We start from the raw sequence: 15,757 nt of genomic DNA, 5'->3' as shown, positions 1-15,757 counted from the left end.
GCGGAAAATGGAAGTGGTGTGTCCCGCGCTCGGCGCGGTACGTGTCGCTCAAAGCGAGCGCAGCACCGCACGCACCGGACTCGCATCGAGTCGCATGAACTTGAGCGGCAATGCGATGAGTTCGTAATCGGACGGTGCAATGGCATCGAGCACCAGTCCTTCGAGGATCGCCATGCGATGCGCCCGAATGCGGTGGTGGGCGTCCATCGTCTTGCTCTCCTGGGGATCGAGCGACGGCGTGTCGATTCCGACCAACTTCACCCCATGCGCCGCGAGCAGGTCGATCGTCTCGGGCGCGACGGCGCAAAACGCACTGTCCCAGCGAGCGACGGGGGCCTGTGCATACGTGCGCAATAGCACGCGTGGCGGCACGTCTGTCAGGTAGGGGGCCACCCGATCCGGCGTGACGACCGGCGACGCGCCAACGCAATGAATGACCCGGCACGGCCCAAGATAAGTCTCAAGCGCCACTTCCCCGATAAAGGCGCCGTCGTCGTCGTAATGACGCGGCGCGTCGGCGTGGGCGCCCGTATGCGGCGACAGCGTGATGCGCCCGACGTTGACCGGGCAGCCCGGTCCGATCTGCCACACCGACTGTTCCGAGAACGGCGTGTCACCGGGCCAGACCGGCGTGTCGCTCGAGAGTGGCGCGCTGATATCCCACACGCGGCGCTCGACGGGCGTGTTGGCTGGGCGGTGGCGGGGTTCGGTCATGGGTGTGCGCAAAATCGTCAATCGATATGCGCATCTTAGAAGAATTCGCTTCGCAAGTGCTTGCGTATTCGGGGATGGCGAGGCGTGAAATTGATCGAAAAAATCGTATTTTATTAATTTTAGGAAAGAATATTCGACAAGATTGCGAAGTGATCGAATATTCGACGATTCGCCGCGCAAGGCGATCTGCGATTTCGGACGCTGCCGCGCGGTGATCGGAATGCGCCTACACGGGCGTTGCGCCCGCTGTGTCCCTTACGTTCCAGACGGTCCCGACGTCCCCTGCGTCATCTCGTCGATCAACCGGCGCAGGGTCGCTTTGAGCAAGGTGGATTGTTCTGTACCGAAGCGGGCGAGCACGCCGGCTTCGTGACGTCGCGCGCTGGCGAGCAGCGGGGTTACGCGCTCACGTCCGGCCTGGGTGAGCGAGACCATCGACTGGCGGCGGTCCGTGGCGCTCTCGCCGCGCACGACGTCGCCGGTCGCTTCGAGCCGGTCGACGATCTTGGTGAGCGTCGGCTGCTTGGCGAGCACGATGTCGGCCAGTTGATTGATGGTGCGCGCGCGACCGTCGGAGAGCGTGGCGAGAACACGCCACTCCGTCACACCGAGCCCGGCCGCCGCGACTTCACGGTGAAATTCGTCGGACACCAGCGTGCTCGCGCGCGCGAGCAGATAGGCCAGGTAGTCGTCGACGAACGGTGCACCGGCGGCAGACATGAGGCGGCTCAGCCGAGCGACTGCGGCTTGTGGAAGCCACCGGCGTGGAAGATCAGCGGCATGCGCTCGCCAACGTCGGCATGTACGCCGCAACGCTCGACTTCGCCAACAAAGATGACGTGGTCGCCTTCGTCGTAGCGGCTGCGGTTATGACATTCGAACCAGGCCAGCGCACCGTCGAGAACCGGCGTGCCCGACGCAGAGAGCGTATAAGGCACACCCGCAAAACGGTCGCCCTTCATCGTGGCAAAACGCTTGCAGATGTCAAGTTGATCGGACGCCAGCACATTCACGGCATAGTGCGAGTTCTCGCGAAAGACCGGCATGCTGCCTGCGCGCGTGGCAAGACTCCACAGAATGAGCGGCGGCGTGAGCGACACTGAGTTGAACGAACTGGCGGTGATCCCGATAAGCGATCCGTCGTCGGCGCGCGTGGTAATCACGGTCACCCCGGTCGCGAATTGACCGAGCGCATGACGAAAGGCCGTGTTGTCGAAATCTGGCGCTGAGGCGCGTTTGGCGTTCACTGTCCCTGCACTCCCGTCCGGCAAATTTGATCGGGTTGATTTGTATGAATATTCATATACTATGGCACGAACAACAGATCGACAAGACGCATGACGGCCAGCCGCGTGCCAGAGGGGAATGTCCCCGGCAGGCGAGAAGGTCAGACGCTCAGGAGACGATATGCTGATCGAGCGAATCGAGCATAAGTGGATCGACGTATTTGCCGAGACCTTGCGGCGCTGCGGTATCGGACCCGGTGATGTGGTGGCGATTGTAGCCGAAACGCAATCCCGGCCTGTCAACGTGGAATTAGCGCAACTTGCCGCCGAATCGCTTGGCGCCGCGCCATTTCGGCTGGTCGTGCCGAGTCGGCGCGTGAGTGCGCCGGTGCCGGTGCGCTCGACCGGCGCGAGCGACGCGCTGGGTGGGTTGGCGCCCGTCGTCGCCGCGCTCAAGGCGGCCACACTGGTCGTCGACTGCACGGTCGAAGGCCTGTTGCATGCCCCTGAACTGCCCGACATTCTCGGCGGCGGTGCGCGCGTGTTGATGGTCTCGAACGAACATCCCGAAATTCTGGAACGTTGCGCGACCGATCCGGCGCTCGAACCGATAGTGCGCGCCGCGATCAAGCGTTTGCGCGCAGCCGCCCAAATGCACGTCACCTCCGCCGCCGGTACCGATCTGCGCATCGGGCTTCGCGATGCGCGTGTGGGCGGCGTCTGGGGCTGGTGCGCCAAGCCGGGGCAGGTGGCCCACTGGCCGGGCGGTCTGGCGCTGGCATTTCCCGCCGCGCACAGCGTGAACGGACAGCTCGTGCTGGCCCCCGGCGACATCAACCTCACATTCAAGCAATATCTACGCGATCGCATCGCGCTCACCGTCGAAGACGACTATGTCGTCGCCATCGATGGCGAAGGTGTGGACGTCGACCTCATGCGCGACTACTTCGCGGCGTGGGGCGATCGCGACGCCTATGCCGTCTCGCACGTCGGCTTCGGCCTGAACCCTCGTGCCCGCTGGGACGCACTCGCCTGTTACGACAAACGCGATTGCAACGGCACCGAGCAGCGCGCCTTTGCGGGCAACTTCCTGTACTCGACCGGTGCCAACGAAGTGGCGGGACGTCACACGCTCGGGCATTTCGACCTGCCGCTGCGGCGTTGCACGATCGCGCTCGACGGCGACGTCGTGGTGCGCGACGGGCAATTGCAAGGCGAGTTCGCGTCATGACGCGCCTCGTGCCCGCCTGTCGCATCGCCGGTGACGGCCCGCTCACGCTCGTGCTGCTGCATGGCATCGGCGGCAATCGTCACGTGTGGCCCGCGCAATTCGAGATGTTCGTGGCGGCCGGTTATCGCGTGGCCGCCTGGGACATGCCCGGTTACGGCGAGAGCGCCATGCCCGCCGAGGCGACAATGGCGGCGCTGGCCGACCGCTTGCGAACGCTGCTCGACGCGTTGGGGCCCTCGCGTTTCGTGCTCGTCGGCCACAGCATGGGCGGCATGGTCGCGCAGGAGCTGATGGCGCGTGGCGCGCCGTTCACGCGCGATATCGCCGCGCTGATCCTGTGCGGCACGTCGCCCGCGTTCGGCAAGCCCGACGGCGACTTTCAGCGCGAGTTCGTGCGGCAGCGCACCGCCCCGCTCGACGCAGGCAAGACCTTGCGCGAAATGGCTGAAGCCATCGTGCCGGGCATGCTTGGCGACCCATCCGCGACCGCGCGCGCGAGTGCGCACACACTGGCCGTCGATGCGATGGGCGCGCTCACGCCCGCGGCCTACCGCGCGGCGCTCCAGGCGCTGGTCGGTTTCGAACAGCGCGCCGCACTCGCGCGTCTTGCCGTGCCGGTGCTGCTGATCGCCGGTGAGCACGACGCCAACGCGCCGGCGAAAGTCATGGCGCGCATGGCCGACGCCATCCCGGCGGCGCGCTACGTTTGCCTGCCCGGCGCCGGGCATCTCATGAATCTGACGCATCCGGCGGAATTCAATGCCGAGGTGCGCGCCTTCCTCGAATCACTCTAGGAGACCACCGTGGCCTATCAGCCCCCTTCGATCGTCGGCGAGCATCATCCGCTCACGGACAAGCAACGGCGCCTGCTGGCGCTGGCCGAGCAGGTGGGACGCGAGTCGCTCGCGCCGCGCGCCGCCCGCTGGGATCGCGAAGCGTCGTTCCCGTTCGAGAACTACGACGACATGCGCGCCGCCGGTTTGCTGAAGTTGTGCATTCCCGAATCGGACGGCGGCCTGGGCGCCGATTTCGCCACGTACATGATGGTCTCCGCCGAACTGGGCCGCCATTGCGGTGCGACGGCGCTTACGTTCAACATGCACACATGTTCGATGATGTGGACCGGCATTCTCGCCGACGATCTCGACATGACGCCCGAGCAACGCGCCGAGCATGCGCGCTATCGCGAGCATCACTTCGCGCGCGTGATCCAGGACGGGGCGATCTATGCGCAACCGTTCTCCGAGGGCAGCGCGGCCGCGGCGGGCAAGGCGCCGTTCGGCACGACGGCGACGAAAGTCGACGGCGGGTGGAAGATCAACGGACGCAAGATCTTCGCGTCGCTCTCGGGGGCGGCGAACTACTACGGCGCGCTGTGCACCGAAGACAAGCCCGAGTTGTCGATGAAGGACACGTTCTATATCGCGGTGCCCGGCGACGCCCCGGGCGTCACCGTGACCGGCGACTGGGATCCGCTCGGCATGCGCGGCACCGTCTCGCGCACGCTGCTTTTCAAGGATGTGTTCGTTCCCGACGAACTGCAATTGATGCCGCGCGGCGTTTACTATCAGGCCGCCAGCCGTTGGCCGCACATGTTCATGACGCTGGCCCCGACGTACATGGGTATCGCTCAGGCCGCGTACGATTTCACCGTGCGCTATTTGCGAGGGGAAGCCGAGGGCATGGGGGCGCCAGTCAAGCGTCGTATGTATCCGACCAAGCAGATTGCCGTCGCGCAGATGCACATCATGCTCGAGCAGACGCGCGCGCTTTTCCTGCGCGCGTTGCAGGACGGCCGGGCCGACCCGGGCAAGGAGGCGCGTCTGCGCGCCTATGCGGCGCAGTACACGATCATGGAGAATGCCAACGAGCTGTGCCGTCTGGCCATTCGTACGTGCGGCGGACAGTCGATGCTCAAGACGCTGCCGCTCGAACGCCTGTATCGTGATTCGCGTTGCGGTGCGCTGATGTTGCCCTGGACCGCGGAGCTGTGCCTCGATCGCATCGGCCGCGAGGCGCTTTACGAACCGGGCGAGCGCGACGAGTAAGCTACGCACTCACGCCTCACCGTCTCTCTTGTCACGGAGAATCAGTTGACGCCCTTTGTAGAAGCGCTTGCCCGTCACGCACGTGCCACGCCGCAGCGGCTGGCGCTGCGCTGCGGCGTTGGCGACGAAGCGCAGCAGACCGACTTCGCCGCACTTTGGCGCCGCATCGAACGTGTGGGCGGCCATCTGCGCGGCACGTGGCGGATCGCCCCGGGCGAGCGCGTCGCGTGCCTGGGGCTGAACGACGAGCTGCAACTGGCGCTGTTGTTCGCGTGCGCACGTGCCGGCGCCATCTTCCTGCCGCTGAATTTCCGTCTCGCCGTTCCCGAACTGGCGGCCATCGTGCGCCATGCCGGGGTGCGCGTGCTCTGGTCAGACGCGACGCACCGCGACATGGCCCGTCAGATTCGCGATGCGCTCGAAGTCACCGGCGACACCGAGCTGCCGCCACCGGCCATTGCGTCGATCGAAGGGCTGATCGCGGTGCCGTCGATCAAGCCGGTCGATTACCCGGACGTTACCGCCGATGCCCCCGTGTTGCTCGCCTATACGTCGGGCACAACGGGCGAGCCCAAGGGGGCCTTGCACACACAGGCCGGGCTGCTGGCCAACGCCGAGGCCAGTTGGTGGGCGCACGAGATGCGTGCCGAAGACCACGTCCTCTCGACCTTGCCGATGTTCCACGTCGGCGGTTTGTGCATCCAGACGTTACCGGCGCTGTTGCGCGGGGCGAGCGTTACGTTGCATCCGCGCTTCGATCCGGCCGCCTGGATCACCGACGTGGCGAAACATCGGCCGACGCTGTCGTTGATGGTGCCCGCGACAATGCGCGCGGTGCAATGCCACCCGCTATGGCAGACGACCGATCTGTCCTCGTTGCGCGGCGTGATGGCCGGGTCCAGCGTTGTGCCGATGTCGGCCATCGACGCCTTCCATGCGCGCGGCATCCCGCTCGGGCAAGTCTATGGCGCGACCGAGACCGGGCCGGTGTCGATCGCGTTGCGCTTCGGCGAGGCGAAGGCACATCCCGGCACGGTTGGCCGGGCGTGCCCCGGCGTGGAAGTCCGCCTGACCGATGCCGCGGGCCGGCCGGTTCTCGCCGGAGAGGTTGGCGAGATTCTCGTGCGCGCGCCGAATGTGATGCGCGAGTACTGGCGCGCGCCGGACCACGCTTCATTTGAAGGCGGCTGGTTTCACTCCGGCGATCTGGCACGGTTGCGCGACGACGGCTGTTTCGAAGTCGTGGGTCGCAGCAAGGACATGATCATCTCGGGCGGCGAGAACATCTATCCGGCAGAAATTGAAAACGCGCTGGTCGACTGTCCGGGCGTGTTGGAGGCCGCTGTCGTCGGGGTGCCGGATGAGCGATGGGGCGAGGTGCCCGTTGCCGTCGTCGTGTCCGCGTCATCGGCGAGCGCGACGCAACAATCCGTGCTCGATTTCCTCGGCGCACGCATCGCTCGCTTCAAATTGCCGCGACGGGTGGTCATCGTCGACGCGCTGCCGAAGAGCGCCCTTGGGAAAGTACAGAAGCCGATTCTCATTGGCTGGTTATCGGCCGCCTCCGAATCGCAAACGTCGATGCTCGGTCGATAATAAAAAAGATCACCCGGTGTTCGCTGAAAAACGCCGAATCCCTTGTTTCATAAGGGGTTCGGCGTTTTTTTGTGCGTCGCCCGCGTAATGCGTAAGGGAAAATCCCTATGCGTAATCCTTTGGATTGTTACCATCCGGTGGGAATTCAATTTTTTACTTTGGGAATTGCGTCGCAAGATAGCGCCCATGTCGTCATCAACGGGGTAGCCCGCTGATTTCTTTGCTTTCTTTGGCTTTTTAAGACGATGGACACCACCGAAGCGCAATCGGTCTCAGAGCGCGTGTTGCAAGTGCTTGTGACGGTCGCACGTCATGGACGACCGATCGCGGCACGCGAGATCGCCGCGCAAACGAGCTTGCCGCTCTCTACCGTTTACCGCCACCTCGTGCCGCTCAAGAAGTGGGGCCTGGTGCAGGAGCACGCCCATGAGGCGCTCTACGAACCGGGCCCGGTCGGCGTGCAATTGGCGTGGGGTTTCGACCACAACTCGCATCTTGTCACTCAGGCACGCGAAGAAATCGAAGCCCTCGTGCAGCGCACCGGCGAGACCGTGGGTCTGCTGGTCGCCGCGAATGGCCAGGTCGTTTGCCTTGACATGCACGAGAGCGAGCAATCGCTGCGTTGCTCCTTTGCGAAGGGGCGTGCCCACCCGCTGGTGCATGGCGCTTCCGCCAAGGCGCTGCTCTCGTTCCTGCCGCAAGCCACGCGCGAGAGCTTGATCAGCCGACAACTGGCGGGCCAGCCGGTGGCGCAGGAGCGTCTGGTTGCGCAGGTCGAGGAGATCCGCAAGCAGCGGTATGCGGTGTCCGAAAGCGAAGTCGACTTCGGCGTCTGGGGCGTGTCGGCCCCGGTGTTCGCCGCCAAGGAGCGTCTGGAAGGCACCATCACCTTGATGGCGCCGGCCGTGCGTGTGGCTCAGCGCCACGATGAGCTGATTCGCCTCACGTTGGCGGCAGCCGAGCGTATTTCGAATCGATTGCAATACTTTTAACCGGTTATCCGACCGAGACTACACGAAGGAGTCCCAGATGAAATTGCGTCACATCCTGTTCACGATGGCGCTGGCCATCACCTGCTCGAGCAAGGTTTTCGCGGCCGACGACGTGCTGCGTGTCGCCACCGATGCGACCTTCCCGCCGTTCGAATACGTGGAAAACGGCAAGCGTACCGGGTTCGACGTCGAGATGATCGAAGCCCTCGGCAAGGTCATGGGCAAGAAGATCGAGTGGATCGACATCGATTTCAAGGGCCTGATCCCGGCCGTGCTGTCAAAGCGTGCCGACGTGGCTGCATCGGCGATCTATATCACCGACGAGCGCCTGAAGGTCGTGAATTTCACGCATCCGTACTACACCGGCGGTCTGGCGATTCTGGTCAAGGCTGACAACACGGCCATCAAGGAACCGGCCGACCTGAACGGCAAGAAGGTGTCGGTCCAGGTGGGCACGAAGTCGGTGCAGTTCCTGAAGGAAAGCTACCCGAAGGTCGAGCGCGTGGAAGTCGAGAAGAACGACCAGATGTTCGAACTCGTGAAGATTGGCCGCGCCGACGCCGCCGTGACCGGCAAGCCTGCGGCGCTGTTGTACGCCAAGGCGAACCCGGTCGTGAAGGTGCTCGACAAGACGCTGACGGTCGAGCGCTATGGTTTTGCCGTGCGCAAGGGCGACACCGAGCTGACCAACGAGATGAACAAGGCGCTTGAGAAGGTGCGTGCCGACGGCACCTACGCCGCGCTGGTCACCAAGTACTTCGGTGCTGCGAAGTAAGTTTTTCACCAACGTAATGCCAACGTAATACCGGGCGGGTGGATCGTCGCCCCGAATGGGGAGACGGCGCCCGCCGACGCAATAAAGCCGTAGAGCTACTGACGGAGTACGCATGGAACTCGATTTTTCGCCGGTGTGGGCCAACTGGCAAGACCTCGCGCGGGGCGCGCTCGTGACCGTCGAGGTAACGGCCTGCGCGCTGGCGCTGGGCTGCGTGTTGGGTTTGCTGATCGGCATGGGCCGCCTGAACCCGGCGCATCGCATTCGCTACAGCATTTGTACCGCCTACGTCACATTCATTCGCGGTACGCCGCTGCTGGTGCAACTCTTCATTTTGTTCTTCGGCCTGCCGCAGTTCAACATTCTGCTGCCGGCATTCCTGTGCGGTGTACTGGGCCTGGGCATCTATAGCGGCGCCTACGTCTCGGAAATTGTGCGTGGTGCCATCCAGTCGATCGAACGTGGTCAGATGGAAGCCGCCCGCTCGCTCGGCATGCCTTACGGCATGGCCATGCGTTCGGTGATTCTGCCGCAGGCGATCGTGCGCATGATCCCGCCGCTGGGCAATGAATTCATCGCGCTGATCAAGAACTCTGCGCTGGTGTCGCTGCTCACGATTCACGACGTGATGCACGAAGGCCAGAAGATCATCAGCGTGTCGTACCGCTCGCTCGAAGTGTATCTGGCGATTGCGTTTGTCTATCTGATTCTGACCGGCACCACCACGCTGCTGCTGCAGCGCGCCGAGAAGTCCCTGCGTGCCGGAGGTGCCGTGCAATGAACGAAGCGAAGAAGGAATTCGGCGCGCCTATCCTGAAGATCGAAGGACTGGGCAAGGCTTACGGTAGCCTTCAGGTACTCAAGGGCATCGATTTCGAAGTCGATGCGCGCCAGGTGGTCGTTGTCATCGGCCCGAGCGGCTCGGGCAAGAGTACGTTCCTGCGCTGCTGCAACGGGCTGGAGACGGCCGAGCAGGGCACGATCGAGATTGTCGGCCACAAGCTCGTCGATCACGGCAAGATGATGGGCGAGAACGCCCTCAATCAACTGCGCACCGAAGTGGGCATGGTGTTCCAGTCGTTCAATCTGTTCCCGCACTTGACGGTGCTCGAGAACGTGACGCTCGCGCCGCGCAAGCTGCGCGGCATGAAGGCCGCCGAGGCCGAGACACTGGCCCGCGAACTGCTCGCAAAGGTGGGGCTGGCTGCAAAGGCGGATGTCTTCCCCGGCACGCTCTCGGGCGGCCAGAAGCAGCGTGTGGCGATTGCCCGCGCGCTGGCCATGCAGCCGCAGGTCATGTTGTTCGACGAGCCGACGTCGGCGCTCGATCCGGAACTGGTGGGTGAAGTCCTGCAAGTGATGAAGACGCTGGCGAACGACGGCATGACGATGCTCGTCGTCACGCATGAGATGGGGTTCGCACGCGAAGTGGCGGATGTCGTGGTGGTGATGGACCAGGGCCGGATCATCGAAGCCGGGTCGCCCGAGCAGATCTTCACCGCGCCGCGCGAAGCGCGTACGCGGGAGTTTCTGCAAGCGGTTATTGCACGGTAAGGCAAGGCAGGCAAAACGTATGACAATCGATCGAACGGTCTGGCAAGGCCGCGTGGATACCGGTGAAGCCGGCCACACCCTGCGTCTGCATCAGGTGCTGCGCGACTACGACGCGTCGCAGGTCGCGGGTGGCGCCGTTGTGCTGGGGTTTTGCAGTGACGAAGGCGTACGCCGGAATCACGGACGTTTGGGCGCCGTCGCCGGCCCGGACATGCTGCGTCGCGCGCTGGCGAGCTTGCCTGTGCAGGGCTCGCCCGCGGTGTTCGACGGCGGCAATATTGTGTGTGCCGACGGCCGGCTCGAAGCGGCGCAGGCCGCGCTCGGCCATCGCGTGGCCGAGGTGCTGGCGGCGGGCGCCCGTCCGGTGGTACTGGGCGGCGGACACGAGATCGCCTACGGCACATTCCTTGGCGTGGCCGAGCATTTCGGCGACCGCCTGCGCGACGAGCCGATCCTGATCCTCAACTTCGACGCCCACTTCGATTTGCGTGCCCAGCCGAGCGCCAGTTCGGGGACCCCCTTCTGGCAAATCTCGCAGTGGCTCGCGGGCCGTCAGGCGCCTTTCCGCTACGCGTGTCTTGGCGTGAGCCGTTACAGCAATACGGACGCACTGTTCGAGCGGGCGGCGGCGTTGCAGGTGGACTATTGGCTCGATGAGGCCATGTTGGCGCATCGTCTGCCGGAGATGTGTGAACGACTCGATGCAATGCTCGCCGAGGTGAGCCACGTGTACCTGACCATCGACATGGACGTTTTGCCGGGCGAGAAGGCGCCGGGGGTGTCGGCGCCGGCGGCTCATGGCGTGGCGCTCGAAGTGGTCGAGGCGCTGATCGGTGTGGTGCGTCGTTCGGGCAAGCTGCGCGTGGCGGATATCGCCGAGTACAACCCGACGTACGACCGCGACGGTCTCACGGCCCGCGTCGGTGCGCGTCTGCTGCATCCGCTCATCACGCAATTTCAGTGCTAGGTCGTTAGTCATGCGCGGGCGCGACATGCGGGCCGCATAGGGTTATTTGCGCCGTTCACCGGACTTCTGCGCGACAATAGGGCGGGCGATCGAACCATGGATCGCCCGCCCTATTGGTTTGGTGCGCCGCGGCAAAATCATAGTCGACAAGCGAGGTCATGATGACAGAGCAGACGAACTCCCTGAGCAATACCCATATGGAAGTTGCCACGCTGGCCGGTGGTTGTTTCTGGTGCCTCGAGGCCTGCTACCAGCAGCTCGATGGCGTCAAGTCCGTAGTCTCGGGCTACGAGGGCGGTCATGTCGACAACCCGACCTACGAGCAAGTCTGCGAGGGCGAGACCGGTCACGCGGAAGTGGTGCGGCTGACGTACGACCCCGGCGTCGTCACGTTTGAGGAACTGCTGATCGTGTTCTTCCAGATCCACGATCCGACGACCGTCAATCGCCAGGGCAACGACATCGGCACGCAGTATCGCTCCGCCATCTTCTATCAGGACGAGGCGCAGAAAACGGCGGCAGAACATCTCATCGCCGAGTTGATGGCCGAGATGACCTATGCGCATCCGATCGTCACGCAAGTGGTGCCCGCGCAGACGTTCTGGCCCGCCGAAGCGTATCACCAGAATTACTTCCGCCAGCATCCCGATCAGGGCTACTGCGCGTATGTCGTGGCGCCGAAGCTCAAGAAATTCCGCGAGAAGTTTGCGCGCAGGCTCAAGACGGCGGCTTAACGCGGTCCGCGGGCGCTCAACGGGCGTTCGGCGGGCGTTCGGCGGGCGTTGCTCGGGAGGCTTGGCCGACGGACCGTGCCGTTGCGGACCGGGCATCGCCTGGCGCGACTCGCCGCGTAATTCAGCGACGCGCGGGGCGCGCCCGCCGTCGAAGCGCATTGGCGTGTCATCCAACGATACGCACGGGCGCGTCTGCGGTTTCGGCGAACAATATCAGGCAAGGCTCGCCGACGTCGGCGGCATGCGCGTAGGCGGCGTCGAGGCTGTCGAAGTAAAACGCTTCGGCGGCGCGCGGTACCTGTTGCGTGACGATCTCGAAGCGATGGTGATCGAAGCGAATGTCTAGATACGTAACGCTCCCGTAGCACCAAACCACATAGCCAGCAAATGGCAACGTAGCGGGCAGTGGGGGAAGTGCTGGGGGTGGGAGCGTCGCGTGCGGCGCGTCGCCCGACGCCGCAGCGGCCTGCGTCTCCAGCCAGCGTCGATAGTCGTTGCGCACGGGGCGATGTCTCATGGGCGTATCTCCTGATGGGGGCCAACGACGGGCGATGATCGGCAAACGCGGTCAACGACCGGGACACACTCATGATGCCGAGTGCGTATGCCGTTGGGCTAAAGGAGTCTCCGAAAGAGGTATCGGACAACGCCGCGTTCTGGCGAAACGAGGGCGGCGACGCGCGGTGGGGCGGTAGCCGTGTTCGTGAATGTGACTCGATCTGCCGTTGAATTTTCTTCGAAGACAGTTGCCATCGTGGATTTCGCACGGTCGGATCCCCGCCCGCCGGGGCATCGCGGGCGATAGGGCCCGGAAACCCGCGCCGCGCCTAACCGTTCATATGTTCATTAATTTTCACGTAAAATGGCGGCTCCCCTCCATGTAGTCTTCAGGTAGCCCGCCGTGCGCCCCCTGCCTTTTCGCGATGCGTTGATGGCCATGATTGGCATTGCGCTCGTCAACATGCTGGTCGCTCTCGACCAGACCGTCGTCAGTACTGCATTGCCGTCCATCGTCGCCGAACTCAAGGGCTTTGAGTATTACGCCTGGATCGCGAGCATTTACCTGCTGGCCTCCGTCGTGACCGTGCCGGTGTTCGGAAGACTTGGCGATTACTTCGGTCGTCGCCGGTTCGTGATCGCCTCGGTGCTGACCTTTACCGTCGCCTCGGTGCTTTGCGGTCTGGCCCCCAACATGCCGTTCCTCGTTTTCGCGCGCGGATTGCAGGGGATCGGTGGCGGCATGATGGTCGGTACCGCTTTCGCCTCCGTGCCCGACCTGTTCCCGGACGCTCGCTCGCGCGTGCGCTGGCAGGTCGTGATCACCACGGCCTATGGCATCGGCACGGCGGCGGGGCCATCGCTGGGGGGCCTGCTCTCCGAGCATTTCGGCTGGCGCTCGACATTTTTCGTGAACCTGCCGGTCGGTCTGGCGGCGCTGTATTTCGTCTGGCGATACCTGCCCAAGTTTCCGTCGGCACATCAAGGCGACGTGCGCGTCGACTGGCGTGGCGCACTGTGGATCGCCGTCGTACTCGGCGGCTTTCAGGTGTTCATCGAGAACTTACCGGCCCATGGCGTATCGCTCGGGAATGGGCTGTTGATTGCCGGGGTTGCGATCGGCTTCTGGGTATTGCTGCGCACGGAACGGCGCGCCACCCATCCCATCGTGCCGCTCGACATGTTCCGTCACCCGCAGCTCGTGGTGCTCTTCACACTGTCGGTGCTGATCGGCTTCGTGATGTACTCGCTGATCTTCTTCGCGCCATTGCTGTTGCAGGGCGGCTTCGGTCTCAGCCCGCAGGCGGCCGGCTTGATCGCGACACCGCTCGCCGCGTGCATCGCGCTGGGCAGCTTCATCAATACGCCGATCGTGGTGCGCCTGTCGCGTCCGACAAACATGCTGATCCTCGGATTCTGTCTGCTGGCCGTGGCCTCGGCCGGGGTGGGGCTGTCCCATCGCGTGACGTCGCACGGCATGATCGCCCTGATGATGGGCTGCGCGGGCATTGGCATCGGTTTCATCCTGAACAACATGAACGTGTTCGGGCAGGAAATCGCCGGGCGCGAACGTTTCGGCATCACCACCGCGCTGTTGCAGTCGACGCGAATGGTCGGCGGCATGCTCGGCACGACGATTGTGGGCACGCTGGTCAATCACTGGTATGCCAACGGGGTGGCCGGTGTGGTGTCGGGTTACGACGGTACGCCGGCGGCCCATGCCGTCGGGCGCGCGCTCGACCCGCGTATCCTGATCGATCCGGTCCTGCGTGCCGACCTGTTGACCGATCTGCGGGCCATGGGAATCGACGGCATGCCGCTGGTCGAAACCGCTCGCCAGACGCTCGTGAACGCCGTCCACGCGGGGGTGCTGCTCACGGGCATCGCGGCGATTGCCGCCGCATTGCTGGTGCGCCGTATCCGGCAGATTCAGTTTCCCAAGCGACACGATCGCTCGGCCGTGGCCGCACCCGAATAAGCCGAGAACCGTTCGGCGTTGTCCGAACGGACTTCGCCGGGTGTCTGAAAGCCAAAGCATGGGGTGAGAGAACCCCCCGTCAAAATGCCGGCTCGGTCGCGACCTCGTTTACAATGCGCGGTGTTTGCCGGGTGAGCCGGCATCTCCGATTTTTGTGAACGAGGTTTCCATGATCATCAAGCCACGCGTGCGCGGCTTCATCTGCGTCACCACCCATCCTGTCGGCTGCGAGGCCAACGTCAAGCAACAGATCGCGTATGTGAAAGCGCAGGGTGCGATTGCGAACGGCCCGAAAAAGGTGCTCGTGATCGGTGCGTCGACCGGCTACGGCCTGGCCGCGCGCATTACCGCCGCCTTCGGCAGCGACGCCGCAACGCTGGGGGTGTTCTTCGAGCGCGCCGGCAGCGAGACCAAGCCGGGAACGCCCGGTTGGTACAACACGGCCGCGTTCGACAAGTTCGCCACCGAGAAGGGGCTGTACGCGAAGAGCATCAACGGCGACGCCTTCTCCAAGGAAATCAAGGCCAAGACCATCGAGACGATCAAGCAGGATCTCGGTCAGGTCGATCTGGTCGTCTACAGCCTGGCGTCGCCGCGCCGCACGCATCCGGAAACGGGGCAGGTGTTCAGCTCGGTACTCAAGCCGGTGGGCAAGTCGGTGACGTTGCGCGGTATCGATACCGACAAGGAAGTCGTCAAGGCGTCGGTGTTCGAACCGGCCACGCAGGAAGAGATCGACAACACGGTGGCCGTCATGGGCGGCGAAGACTGGCAGATGTGGATCGACGCGCTCGCCGACGCGGGCGTGCTCGCCCCGGGCGCCAAGACCACGGCGTTCACGTATCTCGGCGAGAAGCTCACGCACGACATCTACTGGAATGGGTCCATTGGCGCGGCCAAAAAGGATCTCGACGAGAAGGTGCTGGGCCTTCGCGCCAAACTCGCGGCCAGCGGCGGCGACGCGCGCGTGGCCGTGCTCAAGGCGCTGGTCACGCAAGCCAGCTCGGCCATCCCGATGATGCCGCTCTACCTCTCGCTGCTGTTCAAGGTGATGAAGGCCAAGGGCACGCATGAGGGGTGCATCGAGCAGATCTACGGCCTGTACAAGGACAGCCTGTATGGCGCGACGCCAAAGCTCGACGACGAAGGCCGTGTGCGCACCGATCAGAAGGAGCTTTCGCCCGACGTGCAAGCTGAAGTCGCAGCACTGTGGGACAAGGTGACCGACGAGAACCTGTATGACCTCACGGACTTCGCCGGCTACAAGCACGAATTCCTGCGCTTGTTTGGATTCGAGATCGACGGTGTGGATTACGAGGCCGACGTGAATCCGGACGTGCCGATTCCGCATCTCGTGGCGTAAAGCGTAAGGGCGTTCGGGAGCGTTCAAGCACCTCCCGGGACGTTCAGCCGCTTCGCAGTGCAATCACGATGGCCCGAGTTT

16 protein-coding genes are annotated in these 15,757 nt (G+C 64.0%); 12 read left to right on the top strand and 4 right to left on the bottom strand.

The window, feature by feature from the left end:
* Positions 1–48: 48 nt before the first annotated feature.
* From kynB to OYT13_RS17865, 3 genes are all read right to left on the bottom strand, one after another.
* Positions 49–714: an arylformamidase gene (kynB, locus tag OYT13_RS17875; protein ID WP_017231669.1), complete on the bottom strand. Its 666-nt coding sequence runs from the start codon at positions 712–714 to the stop codon at positions 49–51.
* 255 nt (positions 715–969) lie between these two features.
* Entirely contained in the window at positions 970–1,434 is a 465-nt protein-coding gene (locus OYT13_RS17870; RefSeq protein WP_017231670.1) for a MarR family winged helix-turn-helix transcriptional regulator, read from the bottom strand.
* Between the two features lie 8 nt (positions 1,435–1,442).
* A complete protein-coding gene (locus tag OYT13_RS17865; RefSeq protein WP_017231671.1) occupies positions 1,443–1,961 on the bottom strand; it encodes a flavin reductase family protein in 519 nt (172 codons plus the stop codon).
* Positions 1,962–2,121: 160 nt separating this feature from the next.
* On the opposite strand from OYT13_RS17865, the gene OYT13_RS17860 reads away from it, so the two are divergent.
* The 10 genes from OYT13_RS17860 to msrA all read left to right on the top strand — a co-directional run bounded on the left by OYT13_RS17860 (position 2,122) and on the right by msrA (position 11,837).
* Complete coding sequence (locus tag OYT13_RS17860; protein ID WP_268566734.1) at positions 2,122–3,171, top strand: peptidase M29; 1,050 nt, start codon at positions 2,122–2,124, stop codon at positions 3,169–3,171.
* Positions 3,168–3,965 (top strand): alpha/beta fold hydrolase, encoded by a 798-nt coding sequence (locus tag OYT13_RS17855; RefSeq protein WP_261938155.1) that lies wholly within the window; start codon positions 3,168–3,170, stop codon positions 3,963–3,965. The genes OYT13_RS17860 and OYT13_RS17855 overlap by 4 nt, the downstream gene beginning before the upstream one ends.
* Before the next feature lie 9 nt (positions 3,966–3,974).
* Positions 3,975–5,219 carry an acyl-CoA dehydrogenase family protein gene (locus OYT13_RS17850; RefSeq protein WP_268566733.1) on the top strand — a complete coding sequence of 415 codons (1,245 nt, stop codon included), beginning with the start codon at positions 3,975–3,977 and terminating at the stop codon, positions 5,217–5,219.
* A gap of 45 nt (positions 5,220–5,264) precedes the next feature.
* A complete protein-coding gene (locus OYT13_RS17845) occupies positions 5,265–6,815 on the top strand; it encodes a class I adenylate-forming enzyme family protein (protein ID WP_268566732.1) in 1,551 nt (516 codons plus the stop codon).
* A 245-nt stretch (positions 6,816–7,060) separates the two neighbouring features.
* Positions 7,061–7,807 (top strand): IclR family transcriptional regulator, encoded by a 747-nt coding sequence (locus tag OYT13_RS17840; protein ID WP_017235005.1) that lies wholly within the window; start codon positions 7,061–7,063, stop codon positions 7,805–7,807.
* A 37-nt stretch (positions 7,808–7,844) separates the two neighbouring features.
* On the top strand, positions 7,845–8,582 hold the full coding sequence (locus OYT13_RS17835) for a transporter substrate-binding domain-containing protein (RefSeq protein WP_017235006.1): 738 nt from the start codon (positions 7,845–7,847) through the stop codon (positions 8,580–8,582).
* 112 nt (positions 8,583–8,694) lie between these two features.
* Complete coding sequence (locus OYT13_RS17830; RefSeq protein ID WP_017235007.1) at positions 8,695–9,363, top strand: amino acid ABC transporter permease; 669 nt, start codon at positions 8,695–8,697, stop codon at positions 9,361–9,363.
* Positions 9,360–10,136, top strand: a complete 777-nt coding sequence (locus OYT13_RS17825) for an amino acid ABC transporter ATP-binding protein (protein ID WP_017235008.1) — start codon at positions 9,360–9,362, stop codon at positions 10,134–10,136. Before OYT13_RS17830 ends, OYT13_RS17825 begins: the two co-directional genes overlap by 4 nt.
* Before the next feature lie 19 nt (positions 10,137–10,155).
* Entirely contained in the window at positions 10,156–11,103 is a 948-nt protein-coding gene (gene hutG, locus OYT13_RS17820; RefSeq protein WP_017235009.1) for a formimidoylglutamase, read from the top strand.
* A 158-nt stretch (positions 11,104–11,261) separates the two neighbouring features.
* Positions 11,262–11,837: a peptide-methionine (S)-S-oxide reductase MsrA gene (msrA, locus tag OYT13_RS17815; RefSeq protein ID WP_232424681.1), complete on the top strand. Its 576-nt coding sequence runs from the start codon at positions 11,262–11,264 to the stop codon at positions 11,835–11,837.
* Between the two features lie 166 nt (positions 11,838–12,003).
* Here msrA and OYT13_RS17810 read toward each other — a convergent pair whose 3' ends face one another.
* Entirely contained in the window at positions 12,004–12,354 is a 351-nt protein-coding gene (locus OYT13_RS17810; RefSeq protein WP_017235011.1) for a hypothetical protein, read from the bottom strand.
* Positions 12,355–12,774: 420 nt separating this feature from the next.
* On the opposite strand from OYT13_RS17810, the gene OYT13_RS17805 reads away from it, so the two are divergent.
* The gene (locus OYT13_RS17805) at positions 12,775–14,313 is read left to right on the top strand and encodes an MFS transporter (RefSeq protein ID WP_026132158.1); all 1,539 of its coding nucleotides are present in this window, start codon (positions 12,775–12,777) and stop codon (positions 14,311–14,313) included.
* A 169-nt stretch (positions 14,314–14,482) separates the two neighbouring features.
* On the top strand, positions 14,483–15,676 hold the full coding sequence (fabV, locus tag OYT13_RS17800) for an enoyl-ACP reductase FabV (RefSeq protein WP_017235013.1): 1,194 nt from the start codon (positions 14,483–14,485) through the stop codon (positions 15,674–15,676).
* Positions 15,677–15,757: the final 81 nt, after the last annotated feature.

It is taken from the genome of Pandoraea sp. XJJ-1 (assembly GCF_026802345.1).
Lineage (GTDB): Bacteria > Pseudomonadota > Gammaproteobacteria > Burkholderiales > Burkholderiaceae > Pandoraea > Pandoraea cepalis.
Note: the sequence above shows the minus strand (reverse complement) of the source record. Positions and strands in the feature narration are given on the sequence as shown.